General features: G+C 52.4%; 20 protein-coding genes. 12 read left to right on the top strand and 8 right to left on the bottom strand.

The annotated features are described in order from the left end of the window. Nucleotide 1: 1 nt before the first annotated feature. Both ACO0K8_RS09180 and ACO0K8_RS09175 read left to right on the top strand, forming a co-directional pair. Nucleotides 2–2,017: an acetyl/propionyl/methylcrotonyl-CoA carboxylase subunit alpha gene (locus ACO0K8_RS09180; RefSeq protein WP_422946350.1), complete on the top strand. Its 2,016-nt coding sequence runs from the start codon at nt 2–4 to the stop codon at nt 2,015–2,017. Nucleotides 2,018–2,100: 83 nt separating this feature from the next. Next, on the top strand, nt 2,101–3,717 hold the full coding sequence (locus tag ACO0K8_RS09175; protein ID WP_422946349.1) for a class I adenylate-forming enzyme family protein: 1,617 nt from the start codon (nt 2,101–2,103) through the stop codon (nt 3,715–3,717). A gap of 6 nt (nt 3,718–3,723) precedes the next feature. On the opposite strand, the gene ACO0K8_RS09170 is transcribed toward ACO0K8_RS09175, so the two are convergent. The 4 genes from ACO0K8_RS09170 to ACO0K8_RS09155 all read right to left on the bottom strand — a co-directional run bounded on the left by ACO0K8_RS09170 (nt 3,724) and on the right by ACO0K8_RS09155 (nt 8,136). Continuing rightward, entirely contained in the window at nt 3,724–4,404 is a 681-nt protein-coding gene (locus ACO0K8_RS09170) for a TetR/AcrR family transcriptional regulator (RefSeq protein WP_422946348.1), read from the bottom strand. Nucleotides 4,405–4,724: 320 nt separating this feature from the next. Next, the gene (locus ACO0K8_RS09165; RefSeq protein WP_422946347.1) at nt 4,725–5,261 is read right to left on the bottom strand and encodes an RcnB family protein; all 537 of its coding nucleotides are present in this window, start codon (nt 5,259–5,261) and stop codon (nt 4,725–4,727) included. 341 nt (nt 5,262–5,602) lie between these two features. Continuing rightward, the gene (gene ychF, locus ACO0K8_RS09160) at nt 5,603–6,694 is read right to left on the bottom strand and encodes a redox-regulated ATPase YchF (RefSeq protein WP_422946346.1); all 1,092 of its coding nucleotides are present in this window, start codon (nt 6,692–6,694) and stop codon (nt 5,603–5,605) included. 41 nt (nt 6,695–6,735) lie between these two features. Then, entirely contained in the window at nt 6,736–8,136 is a 1,401-nt protein-coding gene (locus ACO0K8_RS09155) for an MATE family efflux transporter (RefSeq protein ID WP_422946345.1), read from the bottom strand. A gap of 160 nt (nt 8,137–8,296) precedes the next feature. On the opposite strand from ACO0K8_RS09155, the gene ACO0K8_RS09150 reads away from it, so the two are divergent. The 5 genes from ACO0K8_RS09150 (at nt 8,297) to ACO0K8_RS09130 (ending at nt 11,859) form a co-directional block, all read left to right on the top strand. Next, complete coding sequence (locus ACO0K8_RS09150) at nt 8,297–9,127, top strand: type IV pili methyl-accepting chemotaxis transducer N-terminal domain-containing protein (protein ID WP_422946344.1); 831 nt, start codon at nt 8,297–8,299, stop codon at nt 9,125–9,127. 176 nt (nt 9,128–9,303) lie between these two features. Continuing rightward, nucleotides 9,304–10,224 (top strand): SPFH domain-containing protein, encoded by a 921-nt coding sequence (locus tag ACO0K8_RS09145; RefSeq protein WP_422946343.1) that lies wholly within the window; start codon nt 9,304–9,306, stop codon nt 10,222–10,224. A 59-nt stretch (nt 10,225–10,283) separates the two neighbouring features. Next, complete coding sequence (locus ACO0K8_RS09140; protein WP_422946342.1) at nt 10,284–10,481, top strand: hypothetical protein; 198 nt, start codon at nt 10,284–10,286, stop codon at nt 10,479–10,481. Nucleotides 10,482–10,537: 56 nt separating this feature from the next. Next, entirely contained in the window at nt 10,538–10,738 is a 201-nt protein-coding gene (locus ACO0K8_RS09135) for a hypothetical protein (protein ID WP_422946341.1), read from the top strand. 491 nt (nt 10,739–11,229) lie between these two features. Further along, complete coding sequence (locus ACO0K8_RS09130) at nt 11,230–11,859, top strand: PEP-CTERM sorting domain-containing protein (protein ID WP_422946340.1); 630 nt, start codon at nt 11,230–11,232, stop codon at nt 11,857–11,859. A gap of 223 nt (nt 11,860–12,082) precedes the next feature. On the opposite strand, the gene ACO0K8_RS09125 is transcribed toward ACO0K8_RS09130, so the two are convergent. From ACO0K8_RS09125 to uvrA, 4 genes are all read right to left on the bottom strand, one after another. After that, on the bottom strand, nt 12,083–13,186 hold the full coding sequence (locus ACO0K8_RS09125) for a patatin-like phospholipase family protein (RefSeq protein ID WP_422946339.1): 1,104 nt from the start codon (nt 13,184–13,186) through the stop codon (nt 12,083–12,085). 21 nt (nt 13,187–13,207) lie between these two features. Then, entirely contained in the window at nt 13,208–13,783 is a 576-nt protein-coding gene (gene pth / locus ACO0K8_RS09120; RefSeq protein ID WP_422946338.1) for an aminoacyl-tRNA hydrolase, read from the bottom strand. 11 nt (nt 13,784–13,794) lie between these two features. After that, nucleotides 13,795–14,004 (bottom strand): hypothetical protein, encoded by a 210-nt coding sequence (locus ACO0K8_RS09115; protein WP_422946337.1) that lies wholly within the window; start codon nt 14,002–14,004, stop codon nt 13,795–13,797. A 285-nt stretch (nt 14,005–14,289) separates the two neighbouring features. Beyond that, nucleotides 14,290–17,232: an excinuclease ABC subunit UvrA gene (gene uvrA, locus ACO0K8_RS09110; protein WP_422946336.1), complete on the bottom strand. Its 2,943-nt coding sequence runs from the start codon at nt 17,230–17,232 to the stop codon at nt 14,290–14,292. 237 nt (nt 17,233–17,469) lie between these two features. Here uvrA and ACO0K8_RS09105 point away from each other — a divergent pair, with 237 nt between their 5' ends. The 5 genes from ACO0K8_RS09105 to ACO0K8_RS09085 all read left to right on the top strand — a co-directional run bounded on the left by ACO0K8_RS09105 (nt 17,470) and on the right by ACO0K8_RS09085 (nt 25,834). After that, a complete protein-coding gene (locus tag ACO0K8_RS09105) occupies nt 17,470–18,651 on the top strand; it encodes an MFS transporter (protein WP_422946630.1) in 1,182 nt (393 codons plus the stop codon). Nucleotides 18,652–18,700: 49 nt separating this feature from the next. Continuing rightward, entirely contained in the window at nt 18,701–19,189 is a 489-nt protein-coding gene (gene ssb, locus ACO0K8_RS09100; protein ID WP_304773052.1) for a single-stranded DNA-binding protein, read from the top strand. A 327-nt stretch (nt 19,190–19,516) separates the two neighbouring features. Further along, complete coding sequence (locus ACO0K8_RS09095; protein ID WP_422946335.1) at nt 19,517–19,831, top strand: hypothetical protein; 315 nt, start codon at nt 19,517–19,519, stop codon at nt 19,829–19,831. 435 nt (nt 19,832–20,266) lie between these two features. Next, nucleotides 20,267–20,959, top strand: a complete 693-nt coding sequence (locus ACO0K8_RS09090; protein WP_422946334.1) for a transposase — start codon at nt 20,267–20,269, stop codon at nt 20,957–20,959. Between the two features lie 186 nt (nt 20,960–21,145). Beyond that, nucleotides 21,146–25,834, top strand: a complete 4,689-nt coding sequence (locus ACO0K8_RS09085; RefSeq protein WP_422946629.1) for a glutamate synthase-related protein — start codon at nt 21,146–21,148, stop codon at nt 25,832–25,834. Nucleotides 25,835–25,848: the final 14 nt, after the last annotated feature.

The raw sequence follows: 25,848 nt of genomic DNA, 5'->3' as shown, positions 1-25,848 counted from the left end.
GATGACTGCACCACTCATTTTTGACGCCCCGTTATTTGACACCGTGCTGATCGCTAATCGCGGCGAGATTGCACTGCGTATCATTCGCACCGCCAAGCGCATGGGCTACCGCACCGTCGCCGTGTATTCGGATGCCGATAGTCACGCCCTGCATACGCAGGCAGCTGATCTGGCCGTGTATATCGGGGCTGCGCAGCCGGCCGCTTCTTACCTGAATATCCGCGCAATAATCGCGGCAGCCAAGCAGGCCGGTGCGCAAGCCGTGCATCCTGGCTACGGCTTTTTGGCCGAAAATGCAGAATTTGCCGATGCCTGTCAACAGGCCGGCCTGAATTTTATCGGGCCGTCCGCGCAAGCCATGCTGGCGATGGGAAATAAGGCCGGCGGCAAGCAATGCATGCAAGCGGCCGGCGTGCCTTGCGTGCCCGGTTATCAGGGCGCGGATCAGAGCGATGACCGGATGCAGCGAGAGGCGGCGCTGATCGGCTATCCGCTCATGATCAAGGCGGTTGCTGGCGGTGGCGGCCGTGGCATGCGCAGGGTCGATGCCGCGCCAGACTTTGTCGCCGCTCTGCAGTCGGCGCGCTCAGAAGCCTTGCATGCGTTTTCTGACGCTGGCTTGATACTGGAAAAAGCCATCCTACAGCCGCGCCATATCGAGATACAGATATTTGCCGATGCGCATGGCAATGTGGTGCATCTGGGCGAGCGCGACTGTTCGGTGCAGCGCCGCCATCAAAAACTGATAGAAGAATCGCCGTCGCCGGCCGTCACGCCGGCACTGCGTGCGCGCATGGGCGCGGTAGCGGTAGCGGCCGCCAAGTCTATCGCATATCTGGGGGCTGGCACGCTGGAATTTTTACTCGATCGTGAAGGCAATTTTTACTTCATGGAGATGAATACGCGCCTGCAAGTCGAGCATGCAGTGACCGAAGCCATCATAGGCGTCGATCTGGTCGAGTGGCAATTACGTATCGCCGCCGGCGCGGTGCTGCCGCTGGATCAGGCCCAGATCGACGCCAGACGGGAGCAGGGTGGGCATGCGATCGAGGTGCGTCTGTGTGCCGAAGATACGCAATTAAATTTCTTGCCGCAGAGCGGGCGTATTGCGCTGTGGCAGGCACCGGACGGCGTGCGCTGCGATCACGCCTTGGCCAGCGGCATGCAAGTGTCGCCGTATTACGATTCCATGCTGGCAAAAATTGTCGCACACGGGCGCGACCGCGCCGATGCCTTACGCCAGCTGGCGCAGGCGCTAGATAGCACGGTGTTGCTGGGCTTGAACAGCAACCGACATTTTCTGGCGCGCTGTATCCACCATACCGAATTTGCCGCCGGCGCTGCCACTACCGCGTTTATCGAACAGTATTTTCCGGCTGGGCAAAGACAGGCCGCGCCCGCCGACGTGACGCTGCGCATGATCGCGGCGCTGTTGCTGGCGTGGCGGCGTGTTACTGCCAGCGAACAGCGCTTCCCGGCCGAGCTGCAAGGCTGGAGCAGTAGCGCCGCCTACGCGCAAGAGCTGCATTTTTTGCTCGATGGCAGTGCTGCGCATGCGCAAGTGGCCGCCAGCGGCAGCCGTGCATGGCAAATCACGCTAGCTGTTAGCAACGCAATGATAGAAATACGTAGCGCAGTAGCGGGGCACTTGTGTCTGGAACACCAGGGCAATCTCATGCGGGTCGCGTATGCCTGGCATGGCGAGCATTGCTATTTTCTATTCGATGGCGCAGAACACACAGCGCTTGACACGACCTACGCGGTGCCCGATCGCAAGGCGAGTGTCAGCGATCACGGCCGCATCAGCTCACCGATGAATGGCCGGGTGGTAGCCTTGAAGGTGCAGGCCGGCGATCAGATCAAGGCCGGGCAAACCGTGCTGGTGATAGAGGCGATGAAGATGGAACACAGCGTCGCCGCCAGCGCTGACGGCCAGGTTCAATCCGTGTTTACCGCCATCGGCGAGCAGGTCGCACCGGGGCAGATCTTGATGCAGATACAGGCAGTCGAAAGTTAAAATAATTCTAGGGTGCGGGTCAACGCCAAACGTACCTTATTGGGATACCGCGTTCGCAATCACTACACATAAGGGAGTTGATGATGGAGACCAGCAAGCCCGCAGCACATATCGCAAACTATCAAGAGAATAGTCTGAACCGGATTACCCTGGGCGACACCCTGCATCGCACAGCCCGCAAGTATCCGGATAGCGCCGCCACTATAGAAAACGGACTGCGCACCAGTTATGCCGAGCTCGATGCCGCCAGTAATCAGTTTGCCCACTATTTGCTGGGCAGCGGTTTACACAGCGGTGCCAAGGTGGCGATGCTGTGCAATAACTCGACCCAATTTCTGATCGCCGCTTATGGCATCTTGAAAGCCGGCCTGGTCTGGGTGCCTATCAATACCATGCTGGCGGTCAGCGATGTGCGCTACATCCTGGAACACGCTGAAGCCAGCTGTGTACTGGTGGATGATCAGCTACTCGCCAACCCGGCCTTAGCGGCCTTGTTCAGCGAGATAAAATTGCCATTGGTGCTGTGCACGGTGGGCGGCACGCCTGATACTGTTGATCCCGCTTATCCGACTTTGCCCGGCTGTTTGCAAGGCTGCCCGACGGCCTTGCCGCGAGTGCTGATCCAGGAGCGCGAGCTGGCCTTGATCATGTACACCAGCGGCACCACAGGTCGGCCAAAAGGGGCGATGCATAGCCATCTGTCGGTGTATTCGGCACTCACGTCCAGCATTGCAGAAATGGGCATACAACATAGCGATATTTTTTCCTGCATTTTGCCTATGTTTCACTGCGCCCAGTTCAGCGTGGCGGCATCCTGTATCGTTGCCGGTGCTGCGATGTTGGTGCAAAAAGGTTTTGACCCCACTGCGGTATTGGCTGGCATTGCCAAAGAGCGCGTCACGATAATGTTTGGCTTGCCTCTCATGTATGCGGCCTTGCTGCAACATCCGGCGCGCAGCCAGTACGATTTAAGCTGCCTGCGTCTGTGCCTGTACGCGATGGCTCCGATGACCAAACCCTTGCTGATGAAACTGATAGATGAGATCTGCCCGAATTTTGCGCTAGGCAGCGGCCAGACTGAGATCTTCCCTATGACCATGTACTTCCATCCCGATCAACAACTACAGCGCTTCGGCAATTATTGGGGCTTGCCGACGCCGGTGAATGAGCTGGCGATCATGGACGAATCCGGCCATCTGCTGGCGCACGGCGAGGTCGGCGAGATCGTGCATCGCGGTGCTAATGTGATGCTCGGCTATTACAAAGATCCCGAGGCCACTGCGCAGACCAGACGTTATGGCTGGCACCACACCGGCGATCTTGGCAAGATCGACGCTGACGGCCAGTTATTGTTCATGGACAGGATGAAAGACATGATCAAGACCGGCGGCGAAAACGTCGCCTCGGTCAAGGTAGAAGAAGTCTTGCTGCGCCACCCGGCGGTCGCCAATGCGGCGGTAGTCGGCGTGCCGCATCCGCACTGGGTAGAGGGGATAGCAGCGTTTGTGATGGCAAAACCGGGCATGGAGGTCAGTGCCGAGGATTTACTCGCGCATTGCCGCGCGCATCTGGCTGGCTTTGAAGTACCGAAACACCTGGGCTTAATGGAAAAACTGCCAAGCACCTCTACCGGCAAGATACAAAAACACTTGCTGCGCGCATCGCATCAAGCCTTGTTTACGCCGCCAGACGCGGGGTAAATTTTGCTATTTAGCCGCTGGCGTGCGCAGGATGAACTGGGTCGCCTGCTGCGCCAGCTCTTCTATGCTGACGCCGGCACCGCGTCTAAACCATTGCGCGCTCCAGTTCAGCGCGCCGAAGGTCAGCAGGCGGTCGAACTTGGTCGGCATCGCCCACTCGCCAGAGGCGTGCAGGGCCGCGATCACTTCATCCCAGATCGCCTCATACCTATCTTTCAGCGCGATGATGCGCGCCCGCGAGTGTTGGTCGACCGAGCGCCATTCATACAATAGCACTGTGATGTAATCGTGATCCGGTGCCAGCAAGGTATGCAGGTGCGCCGCCACCAGACGCTCAAACGCCAGCCGTGGCGGTAAATTATGAATCGCGATCGCCTCGATATCGGCCAGCGAAGCGGCCATACCCTGTTCCATCACCGCCACCAGGATTTCATGCTTGCTCTTGAAATGGTAAAACCAGCTGCCAGCCTGTATCCCCACCGCCGCCGCAATATCGCGCACCGTGGTGTTGTCATAGCCTTGGGTGCGAAACAGCAGGGCCGACTTGTCGATGAGTTCCTGACGCCGGCTATCAGCCTCATTCTGCACCGGTCGCCCGCGTTTTTTTGGCGACGCGCTAGCCGCGACTGGTTCTGGTTTAGATGCTGCTGTGGAGGTAATCTGATTTTTCTGTGGCTTTTGTGGCATGGGTGGCGCTGCGCTAGGGTTTCGTCCCAGCGATGGTAACCGCAAAGCGGACATTTTTCAAAGCCGGCTGTGGCAAAACCAAAACAGCAGCTGCCCGCTCACGCATATTCCATGCGCCTTACAGAGGCGATGCCCTGGAAATCCGCATGGAATATGCGCGCCGGGCCAGGCATTTTTTAAAAAATATAAAGCAAAAAAACCTGCGAGCCGCGCAACGCCGCGACGCCGTGGGGGGAAACGCAGCACCACTTTGCCGTTCTAGGCGCGATCACTGCGTCGCAGCCTTAACTATTTTTTGTCGTAAACCCGCCAGGCCGGATTTAATTATTTAACAGTATCTGGGCGATGATACCGCTGACTATCGCGACCAGTACATAATCGCCACCAGTTTGCACCCAATGGTAACCACGCGGTGGCGCACTCAGATGATGGCCGCGCCAATCGTTGACTACATATTGATGGCCGCGATATTCCCGGGGAATACGGCCGCCTCTGCGCATATCGTGCCTGGGGCCTGCGCCGCGCCCACTATAGCCACGTTCATCGTACTGATAAACCTGATAGTTACCGCGGTCATTGCGTCCGCGATCCTCGTAATGACGATCATTATCCGATCGACCGCGATCCTCGTAATGACGATCATTATCCGATCGACCGCGATCCTCGTAATGACGATCATTATCCGATCGACCGCGTTCCTGGTAATGACGATCGTAATCTGATCGATTTTGCTCATTGCGGGCGCGATCGTTATGATCGCCCCGCTCATTCTGTCGCCCATGATCTTGCGCCAAGGCCGAGGTGCCTGTGATTAGCGACATCGCCACGACGGCGGAAATAAATGCGTTCTTGTTCATATCAACTCCTGTAACGGTGAAAATGCGCCCGGTGTCAATCAGCTCCGCCAAAATTTTACTTTGGAAAGATGCTTTAACATAGGTGATTAGACTCGTCTACGCGCGCTGCTACTGTCTGCCAACACACATAGCCAGCGTGATTTTTAGCAAAAACAAGCGGCCGCGGGCTTTGATTGCGAAATGCCCCGGAGCAGCGCATGGGATATGCGTGAGGGCGGCGGTGCTTAGTGGTATTTTGTCGCTGAATAAAAAAAGGCTCCAATATTCAGGAGCCTTTTTTGTCTTGTTGTTGTCTTGTTGTTGTCTTGTTGTTGTCTTGTTTAATGCGCAGGTTTTACGTATTAGACGTTAAACAGGAAATTCAGCACGTCGCCGTCTTTGACTATGTATTCCTTACCTTCGGCGCGCATCTTACCTGCTTCTTTGGCACCGGCTTCGCCCTTGAACTGGATGAAATCGTCAAACGCGATAGTCTGGGCGCGGATGAAGCCGCGTTCGAAATCGGTATGGATTACACCTGCCGCTTGCGGGCCGGTGTCGCCGACGTGGATAGTCCAGGCGCGTACTTCCTTGACACCAGCGGTGAAGTAGGTTTGCAGTCCGAGCAGCTTGTAGGCGGCGCGAATCAGGCGATCCAGACCTGGTTCTTGCATGCCCATATCGGCCAAAAATTCGGCTTTGTCGGCATCTTCCAGATCGGCGATCTCGGATTCTATCGAGGCGCAGATGGCGACGATAGGCGCATTTTGCGTGGCAGCATAGGCGGTCAGCTGATCTAGCAAAGGGTTATTCGTAAAGCCGGTATCGGAGACATTCGCGACATACATGGCTGGTTTGGCGGTGATCAGACACATCGGTTTGATCATGGCCATTTCTTCGGCATCCAGACCCATAGCGCGCACTGGTTTAGCGTCGTTTAAGGCAGGCATGATGCGCTCTAAAATCTCGACCAATTTGGCCGCGTCTTTATCGCCAGAACGGGCTTTTTTGTTTTCACGGTGGATGGCTTTTTCTACTGCGCCCATATCGGCCAGGCACAATTCGGTCTGAATGACTTCGATATCGTCCAGCGGGCTGACTTTGCCGGCCACATGGATCACGTTATCGTCTTCAAAACAGCGCACCACGTTGACGATCGCGTCGGTTTCGCGGATGTGGGCCAGAAATTGATTGCCCAAGCCTTCGCCTTTGGAGGCACCGGCCACCAGACCTGCGATATCGACGAACTCGACGATGGCGTTCTGGATGCGCTCAGGTTTGACGATGGCGGATAACTGCGCCAGACGTGGATCAGGTACTTCGACCACGCCGACATTGGGCTCGATAGTGCAGAAAGGGTAGTTTTCTGCCGGGATGCCTGCTTTAGTCAGTGCATTGAAGAGGGTAGATTTGCCGACGTTAGGCAGGCCGACGATGCCGCATTGGAGACTCATGGTGATCTTTTTAAAAAGGAAACTGCTAGAAAATACGTAAATTAGCCCGCTATTTTACCGGAACTACGCGCAAAGCTGATCTTTCTTAGCGACAGCCTCTGTAAAAAAGCGACTAGCAGCAATGCCGCCACGGTCAGGCCGAACACCAGACCTATCCAGAAACCGGCCGCTGCCATCGGTTGTGATGGTCGCCATGGCATCCAATCCGGCAGCATCCCCAAGCCCAGTGCACAGCCTATCGGCAGGGCGAAACCGTAAAACGCCATCAGGTGTATCAGCATCGGGGTGCGCGTCACCTTGTAGCCGCGGATCGCGCACGAGGCCGAGACTTGGGTGGCGTCGGACAACTGAAAGATGGCGGCAAACAGCAGCAGGCTGGCAGTCATGGCTTGCACCGCGGAGTCCGAGGTGTAGGCGGCCGCGATTTCATGACGGAAAATCGCGATGAAGGCGGCTGATAACACCGCAAAACCCAGCGACAAGCCCACCCCCACCAGGGAGATAAAGCGGGCCTTGACGACATCGCCTTCGCCCAGACTCTGCCCGACCCGTGTGGTCAGCGCTATCCCTATACTGAGTGGCACCATAAATACCAAGGAAGAGAAATTGAGCGCAATCTGATTCGCTGAGACCGGCACAATACCAAAGCGCGCCACCAGTAAACCGACCGCGCAAAAGGCCGAGACTTCAGCAAAATAGGTCACGCCTATCGGCAAGCCTATGCGCAGCATGGAACGTATTTCAGGCCAGTGCGGCGCTTCTTTATGGGTAAATGGAAAGGTCTGTTTATACACTGCTGCATGATGGGTCCACCACAACATCGCGCCCAGCATCAACCACAGGCCCAGGCCAGTGGCAACCGCACAGCCAGTCGCACCGAGTTGCGGCAAGCCCCAGTGGCCGTAGATCAGTAACCAGTTAACGAAAATATTAAAGCTCAGACCGCATAAGGCAATCACCATCACCGGCTTGGTCTGGTTGATGCTGGTGGTGTAACTGTAGAGCGCGCGATACATGGCAAAGGCCGGCATCCCTATACTGATCACGTGCACAAATTGGGCGGCCTTGGCATGCACGCCGGCATCCAGTTGCAGGTAGTTAAACACGAAGGTGGAGAGATTGAGTAACAGGCAAGCCAGTAGGCCGACGCCAGCCGCCATCCACATCGCTTGGCGCATGATGTGCGGGATACGATCAAATTTGGCCGCACCGACTTCGTGCGCCACCACTGCATTAATCGCGATCATGATGCCCATCACGGTGACCAATACGATAGACCAGAGTGAGGCACCGAGCGCGACGGCGGCCAGATCTTCTGCGCTCAGATGGCCGGTCATGGCGACGTCCGCCACCGACATGCCTACCGTGGCGAGCTGGCCTATCAGTACGGGCCAGGCGAGTTGCCAGAGGGCGGCGGCTTCGGTGCGGATTTTGGTTTTCATGCGAGGGGAGGCAAGGGCGAAATAATACTGGACCTGCATCTTAACCGATATGCATTCATTTGGTGCATATCGGCAAATTCACATAGGAACAAGTTTTGCTTATAAGAAAGGAGGGCTTTCATCAGCAGCATGCTTAATTACTAGGTCAACAGGAGTCGCAATGAACCACAGAAACAAACGCGGAGAAAAACGCAGAGAATTTTTAAGATTCAGTATGGTGATGGCAGCCGGTACCTCGCTGATGTCGCTGGCTTTTGCCAAGATCGACGATATCAACGACGCCATCAATAAATCGGGGCGGCAAAGGATGCTCTCGCAGCGCATGGCAAAGGCCTATCTGCAGCTGGGGCAGGGCATCGACATTTACCATTCGCGTAAAATTTTGGCCAGCTCTATCACCACATTTGAGGCCCAGCTAGCCGAACTCAGCGCCTACGCACCGACTGCCGAGAACCGCCAGGTGTTTGCCCTGATGGAGAAAAACTGGATAGACTACAAAAACCAGTTGAGCGGTGCAGTCCCCAATACTACGGCCGCCAAAAATCTGATGTTAATGAGCGATGAGATGCTGATGTTGGCACAGAGCGCCACCGTGCAATTAGAAAAATTTTCGGGCAGCCCTAGTGCCAAACTGGTGAATCTGGCGGGCCGCCAGCGCATGCTATCGCAACGTATGGCGAAATATTATCAAGCGCTGCAATGGGGCGTGGCACCGCCTGATGCCATCGCTAAACTGGAGGCTGCGCGCAAGGACTTTATCGCCGCCATGGATGTACTACAGGGCGCGCCCGCGAATACCGCGCAAATTAAAGATGGCCTGGCGCTGGCACAGCAACAGTGGCTATTTTTTGATAACGCCCTGCACCAGTTCGGAGAAAAGAGCGCGAATCCGCAAGACAAACTGTTATTGCTAAATACAGTGGCCAGCAGCAGCGAGCGGATACTGGAAGTCATGGATAACGTGACTTCTTTATATCAAAAAAACGTCTGATCCTGAACTGGCAGGCCGCCGCTAGCGCCGCAGAGCCTGCTTAACGCGATTTAAAGGGAAGTAAAACTTAGCAAAATAAAATTAAAATTTCCCTTGTATCTTCTGAACAGTGATCCTATAGTGATATCACTTTGATGTCGTTGTTTGCCATGTAGACTCATCCTTCAGGAGATAAAATGAATGCAACTGTAAAGCCCGCAGTGAAAAAATTAGTCCAAGAACGCACACTCAGTTCTATGGACGGTTACCTGATGATAGTCGTCGGATTGGCGCTGATACTCGGTGGCGGCTATGCCATGCTGGTGCTGCTGGCGTCCACCCCCGAGCCAAGTGGCGTGGCGGTATTGCTCAGAGCGCTGACGATGTTGCTGGGCGGTTTCATTCTGTCGGGTATGTACATGCTGCAACCGAATGAAGCGGCCATGCTGTCGCTGTTCGGCCGTTACAAGGGCACCGATCGCAGCGAGGGCCTGCGTTGGACTAATCCGCTTTTCGCCAAGCGCAAACTCAGCCTGCGCGCCCGCACCCTGAATACTCCGCCTTTGAAAGTCAATGACAAGCGCGGTAATCCGGTCGAGATCGGCGCTGCCATCGTCTGGCGCGTAGAAGAAACCGCACTGGCGATCTACAACGTCGACGATTTCGAGCGCTTCGTGAATGTTCAGGCCGAGGCCGCCTTACGCCATCTGGCGTCGCAATACGCGTATGACGACGGCGAGGATTTGCACGAAGGTGAGACCACCCTAAGAGCCGGCATGGAAGTAGTGGCCAATGCCATGCGCATAGAATTGCATAGCCGCTTCGCCGCCGCCGGTATCGATGTGGAAGACGCCAAATTGACGCATCTGGCGTATGCGCAAGAGATCGCCCAAGTCATGCTGCGCCGCCAGCAAGCCGAAGCCATTATCAGTGCCCGCAAGAAGATCGTGCATGGGGCAGTGAGCATGGTAGAAGAAGCGTTGCGCGGCTTATCCGAACGTAAGATCGTTGAGCTCGATGATGAGCGTAAAGCCGCCATGGTCAGTAACCTGCTGGTGGTACTGTGCTCGGATAAAGAGACCCAACCCATCATCAACACCGGTACGCTTTACAACTGATGTGTTTTTTAAAAACCGCTCAGCCATCTCGATGCAAGTTTCAGTAGTAAGGAGTGTTCATGAATAACAATACCCTGATTTTCGTTTTGATACTGTTCGCCATAGTTGGAGTCTACTTAGCTTATCAGCTGTTTAAATATTACAACTCGCCAGAAGGTGAGCGGCATGCACGGATGCGTATGCAGGGCGCATTTGTTCCGCTCAGCAAAGAAGAACTCGAGCAGGACCAGGCGCGAGCTGATGGCAAGCATGAGTAAATCCGTGCATCTATGTATCGATTCGTAAAGAAAAAAGAGAAACGCATAAAAAACTTATGGCCAGCCCAGGTAAAAAATCCTTCCCTTTGCGTATCGATCCAGTCTTATGGGCCGAGATAGAACGCATGGCCGCCCAAGAGCTGCGCAGCGCTAACGCGCAGGTCGAATATCTGCTACGCCAGGCGCTACAACAACGCGGCCGCAAACTGCCCGATGCCGGTGGCACCGACGATTTGGCTAGCTCAAACAAGAAATAGGAATTTTCAAAAGTACCCCGCCAACGCGCATATCCCATGCGCATGGTGGCTGGGTATGCCCGCAAACCCGCATGGGATATGCGTGTTGGGCCAGGCCTGGTTGCAGATTTCGAAATATAAGCTGGGTGGGGGCGTGTTGATTTTGAATACGCTGGCTTCGCCCAGCGCTAGTAACTTATGCCTAGGCCAATTAATAATCTCTGGCAATGGCGAATGCGGGCATAACAAATGTCATAATAAAAATACAAAAATTCCACTTTAGACGATATTTTTCTTATTATTTCAACCAAATTTTCTTTAAAAAAGTGTCGGATTTTTTTACACTTCATGGTCCAAATTTTATTGGCATTTGGAAAGTATGTTTAAAATCAAAGGCTTATAAATTGGCATAATAGTTGCTTAATAGAATGAGACGTCATTTTGCTGCTTTTGGGAAATATTTTGGCATTGATGATGGCAAGGCATACTCCTTAATTAACACTAGGATAATTATGAAATTAACATTTAAAACCCTTGCCAGTATGATCGCATTGGTCGGTGTAACAGGCGTTGTTTCTACGGCATCTGCGACGATGATCACGCATGAAGATGCCGCTGGTAGCTTTAGAACTATCCGTTCTGCAGGTAGTGCACCGATAGGCCGACTGACCGTGGATTCGGTACAAACCCTCACCGGTTTCGGTGTAGACGTCGATATCAACGGCAACAGCGATCTGAATTTTTTGATTTTCAATTCAAATTCTGGCGCTTTGCTGTTTCAATCAGGTCCAAAATCTTTTCTTGATACTGGTGCAGGATATAAGTTTTCCAATGCAATGTCGTTCACCTTGCAAGCCGGAATTACTTATGGCTTGACCGCGATTAGCAATGTTGGAGGAAGTTATTTTGTGGATGGTGCGGCCAATAATATCGGCGCTTTCCATTTCTTGACGGGTAACCAAAATACTACCGGTACTTTTACTTCTATTTCTATGACTACCGGTCAAGCTTGTTGTGACATAGGTACCGCATTAATCGTCGGCCCAGCGGATGCGGCCGCCATACCAGAGCCAAGCAGCGTCTTGCTGTTTGGCGCAGCCTTAACCGGTTTGGCTGCAATACGCAGACGCCGTTCGGTCTAAATATTGCGTCCTTGAGTTAAATAGGGAGGCTGCCGTGTTACGGTATCCTCCCTATTTGCTTATCGAGCCTCAAGGCGTTGCTTAGGCCAATTCAAGGCTGGCGACAAGTTCCACCAAATCCAAAATGCACCCCCGCCAATACGCATATCCCATGCGCCTGGTGGCAGGGCAGGCTCGCCAACCCGCATGGAATATGCGCGCTGGGCTAGGTGCTTTTCGAAAATTAAAAATTGAGCGGCTTGACTATTGCCATGTCAGGTTTCTCTACAAATGCCGCAAACGCTTCGGCTAGTTTTGCGCTGGCGCTGATTGCCAGTTTCCAGTTGCGTATGCGCGCGTCGTGATCTAGTCCGTAGTGGAAAAAGTCGGTGCGATCGGGTAGTTTGGCACGCGGTAAGTTGCGTATGAAACTAGCCGATGGCGACAGCATGATGAGGTTGTCTAGCCAGCTGCTGTGCTCTCCCTTGCTGGCGCGTCGCCATGGCAGGCTCTTGTCTAGCCAGCCGGGGATGATGTGATCGGAAAAATGCGGATACAGCACCAAACCGGCTCCGTGCCTGTCTTGCAGCTGCGCGTAAGGAAAGTGCAGATGGTAGTCGATCATGCCGCCGTCCCAGTAAGTGCCGGCAGGCGTGCCGGCGATCTGGCGTACCGGTTGCATGATCAAAGGTAGGGTGCCGGAGGCCAGCAAGGACGGTAGTAGATTCTCGGCGCTGAGCGCCACAAAATCGGTCTGGAAGGCATCGAAATGATTCGGCATCCAGGCCAGCGTATCGCGGCTGTCGCCGATCACCACGCGTGTCATATGGCGCGCCAGGTGCTTGCGCGCGCCCAGGTTGGCCAACGCGGCGCTGGCAAAGCCTAGCTTAGTGCTCAGTTCGCTTTGTGGCGCCTGCAAGCGGCCACGTCCGCGTACCGCCAGCACATGCAGGCGTTGGCTTGGGTGGCTGATGATTTCTGCTTCGTGAGCGCCGATAAATTCTTGCAGCAGCCGCATAATTTCTTGCGTTACTCTAGCCGGACTCGGTTTGGCTGGATAGCGCTGGCCGCAATACAAATTGGCCAGCCGCTGAAACGCCGCCACCGGATCGGCATGGCACGCCGCTGCCATGCGCCACGAGCCTATTGAGGCACCGAGCAGGCTGCGCTGACGCGGCGCGCTCGGTAGCCACTCGCCAAACAACCACTGGTCCAGCCCTTGCAAAATTAAGCCCTTAGGCCCACCCGCCGCCGCCGGTATCACGGCCACATCTTGGGCCTGCAAACCGTGTTGGCGTAAATGCGCCATGGCGGTTTTTCCTGCTCGGATTTGGAGTGGTGAGCTCATGCTGTTTGGTTGTTTGGTGGACTATTTGTTGGTATGCAGGCGTAGCATGGCCTCGTTGGTATTTCCCTCTACCATCAGCGCGATGATCTGTACACTGCGGGCGATGGCTTCATCGATTAGCGGCTGTTCTTCTTTGCGCGGCCGGTGCAGCACGAAGTCGGCTACGCCTTGCTGTAAATTCAGGGTGCGCGGATGGCCTATGCCTATCCGTAGCCGCCAGTAATCCTGGGTGCCGAGTGCCGCCGTAATGTCTTTGAGGCCGTTATGCCCGCCCGAAGAGCCACCTTTTTTTAGCTTGGCGATGCCCGGGTCGAGATCGAGTTCATCGTGTACCACCAGTACCTGATCGGGCGTTAGTTTGTAAAAGCGGCAGAGTGCACCTACCGATTGACCGGAGCGGTTCATGAAAGTCTGAGGTTGCAGCAACCAGACATCTTCTGAGGCGATCTTGGTTTTGGCGACCAGCGCGTTAAAATTTTTATCGCGTTGCAGACCGCTGCTGGCGAGTTGGTCGACCAGCCAGAAGCCAGCGTTGTGGCGGGTTTGTTCGTATTCAGGGCCAGGATTGCCTAGGCCGACGATGAGACGGATGGACATGGTTTTTTTTACTAATTGACTTGGATGTTGATAAACGTTACGACAGCCACGATGAATACTGCGATGGCGAAAAATGCTACCGCAGTACGATTATGCTGCTTAGTTTGAACCGGTGGGTAGTGACCTGCGCTAAGGATGCGCAGCATGAGCCAGCCCGGCCAATAAAAAATTATTCCAAACAAGAATTCGACAAAAAAATAAAGCAGTAACTCTTCAATCATCGCGTGTTTTAACGGATAGTTCGTTTCGATTTTTTAACATAGAGAGGGCGCTGGTCTCGTCCACTATTGTTGCAATCCTAAAACCTAATGCGCATATTCCATGCGCCTTCTGGCAGCATTTAGGCCTGTAAGCCGCATGGAATATGCGCAGTGGTTTTTTTGCGATTCTAAAAAACTCATTTATAGAGATGCAGACCGCGGCGCCCATCCTCGCAATACGTAGTTATTGCGAGGATGGGCAACAAAGGTATGCGCTCTAGAAATAGGTTTTCAGAATTTCCTTTTTTACTTTTTCTTTTTTAACAGAGGCGCCAGATACTTACCGGTTACGCTGTCTGCATTGGCTGCCACTTGTTCCGGGGTACCGCTGGCGATCACGTAACCGCCGCCTGCGCCGCCTTCCGGCCCCATGTCGACGATCCAGTCGGCGGTCTTGATGACGTCCAGATTGTGTTCGATGATGACTACCGTATTGCCCTGATCGCGCAGTCTGTGTATCACTTTTAACAGCAGATCGATGTCGTGGAAATGCAGACCGGTAGTCGGCTCATCCAAAATGTACAGGGTGCGGCCGGTATCGCGTTTCGACAGTTCCAGTGACAGTTTGACGCGCTGCGCCTCACCGCCTGATAGCGTGGTAGCGCTTTGGCCCAGGCGGATATAACCAAGCCCGACATCGAGCAGAGTGTGCAGTTTGCGTGCGATCAAAGGCACGGGTTTGAAGAATTCGTAAGCGTCTTCCACCGTCATGCCCAGCACTTCATTGATGTTCTTGCCCTTGTACTGCACTTCCAGCGTTTCGCGGTTGTAGCGCTTGCCGTGGCAGGTGTCGCAAGGCACATACACGTCCGGCAAAAAGTGCATCTCGACCTTGATCACGCCATCGCCCTGACAGGCTTCACAGCGCCCGCCCTTGACGTTGAAGGAGAAACGGCCGGCGCTGTAGCCGCGCTCTTTGGCCACCGGCACGGTAGAGAACAGATCGCGGATCGGCGTAAACAAGCCGGTATAAGTGGCCGGATTCGAGCGCGGCGTGCGGCCTATCGGTGCCTGATCGACCGCGATGACTTTATCAAAATGCTCCAGGCCGCTGATGCTTTCAAACGCCGCCGGCTCGGTTTGCGAGCCATATAAATGACGCGAAGCCGCCAGATATAAAGTGTCATTTACCAGCGTCGATTTACCCGAGCCGGAGACGCCTGTGACGCATGTGAGCAAGCCGACCGGCAGTTTCATGGTGACTTTTTTCAGGTTGTTGCCGCTGGCACCGCTGATCACAAATTGCTTTTCCGGATTGAAGGCGGCACGCTTTTCTGGCACCGCGATACCCAGTTCGCCCGACAGGTATTTGGCGGTCAGCGAACGTTCGCTTTTCATGATGTCTTCTAGCGTGCCCTGGGCGATCACTTCACCGCCATGCACACCCGCGCCTATGCCCATGTCGACTACAAAATCGGCGCAGCGTATCGCGTCTTCATCATGCTCGACCACCAGCACGCTATTGCCTATGTCGCGTAAGTGGCGCAGGGTTTCTATCAGTCTGTCGTTGTCGCGCTGATGCAGACCGATAGACGGTTCATCCAGCACATACATGACGCCGGTCAGGCCGGAACCGATTTGCGAAGCCAGCCGTATGCGTTGCGCCTCACCGCCCGAGAGCGTATCGGCGCTGCGGTCTAGCGACAGATAATCGAGACCGACATTATTCAAAAATGTCAGACGTGAGCTGATTTCTTTGATGATGCGGTCGGCAATATCGCGCTTGGCACCGACTAATTTTAATTGTTCAAAAAAGCTTAAGGTCTGGCGCAAAGGCAGGGCGCTGATTTCATAAATCGGCTTCTCCTGATCGCCAGTACCGACTTTCACGTAACGTGCTTCTATGCGCAGGCGCGCACCGTGGCAGGACGGACATTGTTTTTCGTTGATGAATTTGGCCAGCTCTTCTTTTACCGCCATAGAATCGGTTTCGCGGTAGCGTCTTTGCAGATTCACGATCACACCCTCAAACGTGTGTTCCTTGATGACGGTGCGACCTTTTTCATTGATGTAAGTGAAAGGGATGCTTTGCTTGCCGGAGCCATACAAAATCACTTTCTGCGCATCTTCGCTGAGCTGCTCAAACGGCGTGTCAATATCGAATTCGTAGAAGGCCGCCAGATTTGACAGCATCTGGAAATAAAATTGATTGCGCCTATCCCAGCCTTTAACCGCACCGCTGGCCAGCGACAAATTCGGGAAGGCGACGATGCGTTTCGGGTCGAAAAATTCGATATGGCCGAGACCATCACACTCTGGGCAAGCGCCCATAGGGTTGTTGAAAGAAAACAGGCGCGGCTCCAGTTCTTGCAGGCTGTAGCCGCAAGTAGGACAAGCGAATTTATTCGAGAATAGCTGTTCGTGGCCGCTATCCATATCGACGATCAGGGCGCGGCCATTGGCGATGCGCAGCGAAGTCTCGAACGATTCTGCCAGGCGCTGCTTGATTTCTTCTTTGACCTTGACGCGATCGATCACCACGTCTATCGTGTGTTTCTCGGTCTTTTTCAGCTTAGGCAGGTCGTCGACTTCATAAATTCTGGCGTCATGGGTGCCGCTCTGAATTCGAAAACGCACGAAACCCTGGGCCTGCATCTGTTCAAATAGATCGACGTGCTCGCCTTTACGGTTGCTGACCACTGGTGCCAGTATCATCAACTTGGTGTCTTCCGGCATGGCCAGCACGGCATCGACCATTTGCGAGATCGATTGCGCCGCCAAAGGGTTTTCCGGATGATCGGGGCAATACGGCGTACCGACGCGCGCGTACAGCAAGCGCAGGTAATCGTGAATCTCGGTAACGGTGCCGACGGTCGAGCGCGGATTGTGCGAGGTCGCTTTTTGTTCAATAGAAATGGCTGGCGACAGACCCTCGATCAGATCGACATCGGGCTTTTCCATCAATTGCAAAAACTGACGGGCGTAAGCCGACAGCGATTCTACGTAACGGCGCTGGCCTTCCGCATATAAGGTATCAAAGGCCAGCGAAGACTTGCCCGAACCTGAGAGTCCGGTGATCACCACTAACTTATTGCGTGGCAGGTCAAGATTGATGTTCTTTAGATTATGCGTGCGCGCACCACGGATGCGGATCTCATCCTTCTTTTGCACGGGCAAATCGTGCACGCCGAAATCAATTTCAGCCGGCTTGCTGGTCGCTTTAGGGGTCTTGCTTCGAGTTTGTGTCATAGGACTGCTTTCCGCTAGGTGCTGCATATTGATGCATATCACTACATATTCCGTTGTTACCCTGCTTTTCTGAATTCAGGGTGAGCAACCTGCTACTATAACGGTTTTTTGAAATTTGACGCGGGTGACCTGCCTGCTTTGTTTCATGTTTTATCTCTGTATTGTCTTTGTATTATGATAAATGCAACATCTCCAGCTAGCTCTGGCAATGATGAGCCGCTCTCCGCTTCGTCCGGAATGAGTCGCCATGAAATTTTGGCCAGCTCGTCTCTGGCATCGATTTTTGCTTTGCGTATGTTGGGCCTGTTCCTGATTCTGCCGATTTTCGCGCTGCACGCAAAAACTTTGCCGGATGGTGGCAATTTAACACTGGTCGGTTTGGCTATGGGGATTTATGGCCTGAGCCAGGCATGTGCACAGATACCTTTCGGTATCGCTTCGGATAAATTTGGCCGTAAGCGCATTATCGTGATCGGTTTGATCTTGTTTGCGCTGGGCGCTTTGATTGCGGCCGCCTCGCATACCGTGATGGGGATCTTGATCGGTCGTGCAGTGCAGGGCGCAGGTGCGATCTCGGCCGCGCTGACTGCCTTGATCGCCGATTCTACCCGTGAGCAGCACCGCACCAAGGCAATGGCCATGGTGGGCGGCTCTATCGGCATTACTTTCGCGTTGTCGCTGGTGATCGCGCCTGTGCTGTATCAAAGCATAGGCATGAGCGGCATCTTTATATTGACTGCTGTGTTGGCGGTGGCGGCGATCGCTGTGGTTATCTGGGTCACACCGGCAGCGCCGAGCATAGTGCAGGGCGAGAAGATCCCCTTGCGCGTGGTGCTGAAAAATCCAGAATTGATGCGCCTCAATCTAGGTGTGTTCGTCTTGCATCTGAGTCAGGTGGCGATGTTTGTGGTGGTGCCATCGGCTCTGGTGCAATATGCCAATATCCCGCTGGCTTCCCACTGGAAGGTGTATTTGCCGGTAGTTTTCGGTTCCTTTATCGCCATGTTGCCTGCGATTTTTATCGGTGAAAAACAGGGCAAGATGAAACAGGTATTTATATTTGCTATTGCTTTGTTATTACTCGTGCAGTTGGGGTTTTGGCAATTTTTAGATAAGCCAATCGTCCTGATCGCCTTGTTGTTTGCATTTTTTCTGGCGTTTAATATTCTGGAAGCAAGCCAACCGTCTTTGGTCTCGCGTATGGCGCCGCCAGCAGCCAAGGGCGCGGCTTTAGGGGTGTATAACACGATGCAAGCGCTAGGCCTGGCCAGTGGCGGTTTTCTCGGTGGCTGGCTCAATCAGCATGCAGGAGCATCTACTGTGTTTATTGTGAGTGCCGCATTAAGCCTCTTCTGGCTTATAATCGCTGGCAAAATGCCTGAACTGCCGCGCCGCGCTAAAACTGCCGTTGCAGAGTAGGCTTCTACACACTGTTTAATACTGAACCACAGAAATATAGGAGAGTCGCATGGCATCACTCAATAAAGTCCAGATTATTGGCAATCTCGGACGTGATCCGGAAACCCGTTACATGCCTAGCGGCGACGCGATGACCAGCATCACGGTAGCGACTACCGAGAACTGGAAAGACAAGGCGACCGGCGAAAAGAAAGAACAAACGGAATGGCATCGCATTACTTTTTTCGGAAAACTGGCAGAAATCGCCGGTCAATACCTGAAAAAAGGTTCGCAAGTCTACGTAGAAGGTAGTCTGCGTACACGTAAATACACAGATAAAGACGGCGTAGAAAAATACGCAACCGATATCAAGGCCGACACCATGCAAATGCTGGGTAGTCGTCAGGGTATGGGCGGCGGCGCTCCTATGGATGATGAGTCTTACGGTGGCGGCGCGCCATCAGCACCACGCCAAAGCGCAGCACCGGCACCACGTCCGGCACCAGCGGCACGCCCAGCACCGAATTTCTCTGATATGGATGACGATATCCCTTTTTGAGAGTAGTTGCCGAAATACGCTAGACAAAAAGCAGACTTTTTTAAGTCTGCTTTTTTTATTTGCAGGGAAATTTTCCCTCGACTCTTCAGTTGTATCAAGCTTCAATGTGATTTTATTTTTTTAGTAAAAAATCATCACAATATGAATATCCCCTTATTTCTGATGAAAATAAGGCTTTTTTGATACTAATTTAAATAAATAATTTAAAAAAAATCGTATTTTATTTCGTCTTGTGTCAACGGCTCAGTCTATATCTGCGTTTTGGCTAATATAGAATCTTTGCCTGCATACTGCCTCAAGCGAAGATTCCCACAAAGGAGTCTTAAAATGATTTACGAAATTCTGGTTCGCCCATCGTATAGCAAACGTATGACCTCAGATCATTTGGTATGGGTCGAGAGCGACTTGCCTACTCGATCATTTGAAAAGTGGCTGTTTGAGCAATCTCTGATGGATGGTAGTGGTCGCGCGGCAATAGTACGCTGGAGTATAGTGCAGAGCCAAAAACCGGCGCACTTCAAGTTAGCGACACAAGCCAAGGCTTTAATCAGCCGCATCGCTGAATTGATGAGCGGTACGCCGGAAGTTGCGATGTCGCAGCAAGAATTACAATCGAAAAATAAATCGCTGGCCTTGGCCTAATGTTCTGATGGTTTGATGTGTAGTGCGCAATAGCAAGGCGCATAGTGATACACAGGTTTTAGAAAGTCCTTTCGAATTTGCTCCGGAAGGACTTTTTGCGTTAACTTGAAGAAACCTAGGCGTCCATATTGCAACACCGACCAGAATGGCGGCACCACACGCGAATGTTCAATCTCAAAACAGCAGAGTCATGGTCAAGAGCAGTAATCTCGGAAAACCTGCACTGACGCATAAGCCGGTGGTCGTTAAACTAGCAGGGATTGTGAAAAAAGCGGCGGCCAACGAGGATAGTGACAGGTTTTAACAGCCAACGCAGAATTGCCGTGGAGTAAATCCCGGCGGCAACGCTGACTTTAAGTAAGTCGCAGAGCGAAGGCTACAAAAGCCCGGCTTTCTTGTTTTACAATGTCGCAATCCATTTACTGATCGCGACTCATGGCAAGACTTCCACGTCTGGTAGTACCAAATCAACTTCATCTCATTCTTCAAAAAGGTAATGATGGCAAAATCATTTTTGCCGACGATGACGACTGTCATTTTTTTTTAGATCGTCTAAAAGAGGCTAGCAGGCAATTTGAAGTTGCCATCCATGCCTATGTGTTGATGCCTGATCATTTGCATTTACTGGCTACGCCTAAGGATGAGACAGGCTTGAGCAAAATGATGCAATGGATCGGAAGGCACTATGTCCCTTATTTTAATCGTAAGTATCAACGCAGCGGAACTTTGTGGCAAGGTCGATACCGGGCTACTGTGTTAGAGGCGGGTGCCTATTTTTTGTGTTGTTGTTTATATCTTGAAAGTAATCCTGTCCGATCAAAGATTGTGGCAGATGCCAGTGATTTCACTTGGTCAAGTTATCAACATCACATAGGTTTAAAAATAGATCCCATCATTAATGATCATCCGCTTTACTGGGCGCTAGGCAATACGCCGTTTCAACGTGAAGCCGCATATAAGGAGATGATGCAACATGCAATCTCCCCTTTGGACTTAAGCGCAATTACAGCGGCGACTACGATGTCTTGGCCACTAGGTTCAGAGCAGTTTAAGGCCGATATCGCCAAGCTCACCTCTCGGCGGGTAACGCCGTTGAAGCGTGGTCGGCCCCTGAAATTGAGCGTTTAATAGGACGGTAAGGGAGAGCGCTTGTCCATAAATATTATTATTTCGCTTAAATTTACTATGTCCCTAATTTATTTTTACAAAATTCACGATTAATTTAATTTGACACTGACCCTAATTATTCTTGTTGTGTAATCTGCTGCGCTGCACTATTCTACGAAATACCTAATTTCTAAATGGAGCATCATGATGCGAGCGCAAGGCCTGTACGACCCAGCTAATGAACACGACGCCTGCGGTGTAGGCTTTGTGGCGCATATCAAAGGCAAAAAAACTCACGCTATTATTGAACAAGGTTTGCTGATTCTGAAAAATCTTGACCATCGTGGTGCTGTCGGTGCCGATGCCTTGATGGGAGATGGTGCAGGGGTCTTGATACAGATTCCTGATCAGTATTACCGCGAAGAGATGGATAAGCAGGGTGTTAGCTTGCCGCCTCCCGGTGAGTATGGCGTAGGTATGATTTTTTTGCCGAAAGAGCAAGCTTCCCGTTTGGCATGTGAGCAGGAAATCGAACGTGCAGTACGCGCTGAAGGGCAGGTTGTGCTGGGATGGCGTGATGTGCCTGTTGACAGCGAAATGCCGATGTCACCGACCGTACGTGAAAAAGAACCTGTGATTCGCCAGATTTTCATTGGTCGTGGTGCCGATATCATGGTCACCGACGCTTTGGAACGTAAGTTGTATGTGATCCGTAAGTCAGCCGTGCATGCGATTGAAGCTTTAAAGCTGATACACGGTAAAGAATACTTTGTCCCTTCTATGTCGGCGCGTACCATCGTGTACAAAGGTTTGTTGTTGGCTGATCAGGTCGGCGTGTATTACAAAGACTTGCAAGATGAGCGCTGTGTTTCTGCATTGGCACTGGTGCATCAGCGTTTCTCTACTAATACGTTCCCGGAATGGCCGTTGGCCCATCCTTACCGCATGATTGCGCACAACGGCGAGATCAATACCGTTAAGGGTAACTTTAACTGGATGCGCGCGCGCGAAGGCGTGATGAAATCGGCCGTGCTCGGTGACGATTTGCAAAAGCTATACCCATTAATTTTTGAAGGTCAGTCCGATACTGCCAGCTTCGATAACGCTCTGGAATTATTGGTGATGGCCGGCTACCCTATCGCCCAGGCAATGATGATGATGATCCCGGAAGCGTGGGAAAATCACACCATGATGGACGATAACCGTCGTGCCTTCTATGAATACCATGCGGCAATGATGGAGCCGTGGGACGGTCCTGCTGCGATGGCGTTTACCGATGGTCGCCAGATTGGCGGCACCTTGGATAGAAATGGTTTGCGTCCGGCTCGTTATATAGTGACAGACGATGATCTGGTTGTAATGGCTTCTGAGTCTGGTGTTTTGCCTATCCCAGAATCTAAGATTATCAAAAAATGGCGCTTACAACCGGGCAAGATGTTTCTGATCGATCTCGAAGCAGGTCGTATTATCGATGACAAAGAAATCAAAGATACCTACGCCAACGCTAAACCATATAAACAGTGGATTAAATCGGTTCGTATCAAACTCAATGAGCTCAAAGGGGAACAAGATAGTAAATCGGAAACCGCGACACTGCTAGATAGACAGCAGGCGTTTGGTTATACCCAGGAAGATTTGAAATTCTTGATGGCACCGATGGCTGCCAACGGTGAAGAAGCGACCGGCTCTATGGGGAATGATTCATCCCTGGCTGTGATGTCGAATAAGCTCAAGCCTCTGTATAACTACTTCAAGCAATTGTTTGCGCAGGTTACCAATCCACCTATCGATCCTATCCGCGAAGCGATGGTGATGTCGTTGGTGTCGTTTATCGGTCCAAAGCCGAATTTATTAGATACCAATAACATCAACCCACCGATGCGCCTGGAAGTATCGCAACCCGTGCTGGATTTTGACGATATCGCCAAATTGCGTAATATCAGTGCAAATACTGGCGGTAAGTTTAAATCTTACGAGCTGGATATCTGCTATCCAGTTGCCTGGGGTAAGGACGGTATTGAAGCGCGTTTAGCCTCTATTTGCGCTGAAGTCGTTGATGCGGTTAAATCTGGCCACAACATTGTCATCATTACTGATCGCAAAATGGATGCGAACTATGTTGCTATCCCTGCTTTGCTGGCAACTTCCACCGTGCATCAGCATCTGGTCAGCAAAGGCATGCGTACCACAACCGGGCTGGTAGTGGAAACTGGTTCTGCGCGCGAAACCCATCATTTCGCTCTGTTGGCCGGTTATGGCGCTGAAGCGGTCCATCCTTACCTGGCAATGCAAACTTTGGCTGATATGGCGAAAGATTTGCCTGGGGACTTGTCGCCAGAAAAAGCGATCTATAACTACACCAAGGCGGTCGGCAAAGGCTTGATGAAAGTCATGTCCAAGATGGGCATTTCCACCTACATGTCTTACTGTGGTGCGCAGATTTTTGAAGTTATCGGTCTCAACAAGTCTCTGGTCGATAAATATTTTAAAGGCACGGCATCGAATGTTGAAGGGATCGGCGTGTTTGAAGTGGCTGAAGAAGCTTTACGTCTGCATAAACTGGCCTTCGGCAATGATCCTGTGTTGGCTAATGCCCTTGATGCTGGTGGTGAATACGCTTATCGTGTCCGCGGTGAGGACCATATGTGGACTCCGGATGCAATCGCGAAACTGCAGCACTCTACCCGTTCCAATAACTTCAATTCGTATAAAGAATATGCGCAGATCATCAATGATCAATCCAAGCGTCATATGACTTTACGCGGTTTGTTTGAATTCAAAATCGATCCTAGTAAAGCGATACCTTTGGATCAGGTTGAACCGGCAAAAGAGATCGTTAAACGTTTCGCCACTGGTGCGATGTCGCTCGGTTCCATCAGTACTGAAGCGCACGCTACCTTGGCAGTTGCAATGAATCGTATTGGTGGTAAGTCAAACACCGGTGAAGGTGGTGAGGATCCAGCGCGTTATCAGCAAGAACTGAAAGGTATTCCTATCAAGCAGGGTGCTACTTTGGCATCTATGTTGGGCCAAGATGTGGTGCAAGTTGATATTCCATTGATAGCAGGCGATTCCTTACGTTCACGTATCAAGCAAGTGGCATCCGGGCGCTTTGGTGTGACGACAGAGTATTTGATCTCCGCTGATCAAATTCAGATCAAGATGGCGCAAGGTGCCAAGCCAGGTGAGGGGGGACAGTTGCCTGGTCATAAGGTGTCTGACTATATCGCCAAATTGCGTTTCTCGGTTCCTGGAGTGGGCTTGATTTCTCCGCCACCGCATCACGATATTTACTCTATCGAAGATTTGGCGCAGCTGATTCACGATCTGAAAAACGTCAATCCGAAAGCCTCGATTTCTGTGAAATTGGTGTCTGAAGTTGGTGTCGGTACGGTAGCGGCGGGGGTCTCCAAAGCTAAGGCTGATCATCTGGTGATTGCTGGGCACGATGGCGGTACAGGTGCCTCTCCTTTGTCCTCGGTTAAGCATGCCGGTACGCCCTGGGAGTTGGGCTTGTCTGAGACACAGCAAACCTTGGTTTTGAATGGTTTGCGTAGTCGTGTACGGGTACAAGCCGATGGCCAGATGAAGACTGGTCGCGACGTCGCGATTGCCGCTATGCTGGGCGCTGATGAAATTGGCTTTGCTACCGCGCCTTTAGTAGTTGAAGGTTGCATCATGATGCGTAAGTGTCATTTGAATACTTGCCCTGTCGGCGTGGCAACCCAAGATCCAGAATTACGTAAAAAATTCTCGGGTAAGCCTGAGTATGTGGTGAATTATTTCTTCTTCGTCGCGGAAGAAGTGCGCCAGATCATGGCGCAATTAGGTATCCGTACGTATGACGAATTGATAGGCCGGGTTGACCTCCTGGATAAATCCCAGGCGATCACACACTGGAAAGCCAAGGGTCTCGATTTCAGTAAAATTTTCTATCAACCGGAAATGCCGGCGGGCACCGAAATTCGTCATGTCGATGTGCAAGATCACTGCCTGGATAAAGCCTTGGATAATAAGTTGATAGCCCAAGCTAAATCTGCGCTCGAATCCGGAGAAAAAGTGTCCTTCATTTCGCCGATTAAAAATCGTAACCGCACAGTTGGCGCCATGTTGTCGGGCGAAGTGGCAAAGAAATATGGTCACGCTGGTCTACCAGATGACACTATTCATATTCAATTGCAAGGTACGGCTGGTCAATCCGCTGGCGCTTTTCTGGCCCATGGTGTGACTTTAGATCTGGTCGGCGAAGGCAATGATTATGTTGGTAAAGGATTATCTGGTGGTCGCATCATCATCCGTCCAAATACTGAGTTCCGTGGCTGGGCAGTTGATAACATCATCTGCGGCAATACCGTGTTGTATGGCGCAATCTCCGGCGAAGCCTTCATCAATGGCGTTGCGGGCGAACGTTTCGCCGTGCGTAATTCTGGCGCTTTGGCAGTGGTTGAAGGTACCGGCGATCATGGTTGCGAATACATGACTGGCGGCACTGTCGTGGTGTTGGGCGACACCGGACGCAATTTTGCTGCGGGTATGTCTGGCGGTATTGCGTATGTCTATGACCCCGAAGGCGAGTTCGAAGCCAAGTGCAATATGTCTATGGTGACATTGGAGCCAGTTTTAGCAGGTGATGTGCAATTAGCTAGTATCGACAAAGCGATCTGGCATAGTGCATTGCGCGGTGGCGAAGGTGAAACGGATGAGGCGATCTTGCGTAGTTTGTTGGAGCGCCACTTTAAGCACACTGGCAGTACTCGTGCACGTAATTTGCTGGACGATTGGGCGCGTAGCCGTGCCAAATTCGTTAAGGTCTTCCCGACCGAATACAAGCGTGCTTTGGGCGAGATGTATGCTGCCAAACAGCTTGATACCAAGAACGAAAAGGTCGCTGCTTAGAGCTAATCGGCGCA

It is taken from the genome of Undibacterium sp. Ren11W (assembly GCF_049340485.1).
GTDB lineage: Bacteria > Pseudomonadota > Gammaproteobacteria > Burkholderiales > Burkholderiaceae_D > Undibacterium.
The sequence above is the reverse complement of the archived record's forward strand: the minus strand, read 5'-3'. Positions and strand labels throughout refer to the sequence as shown.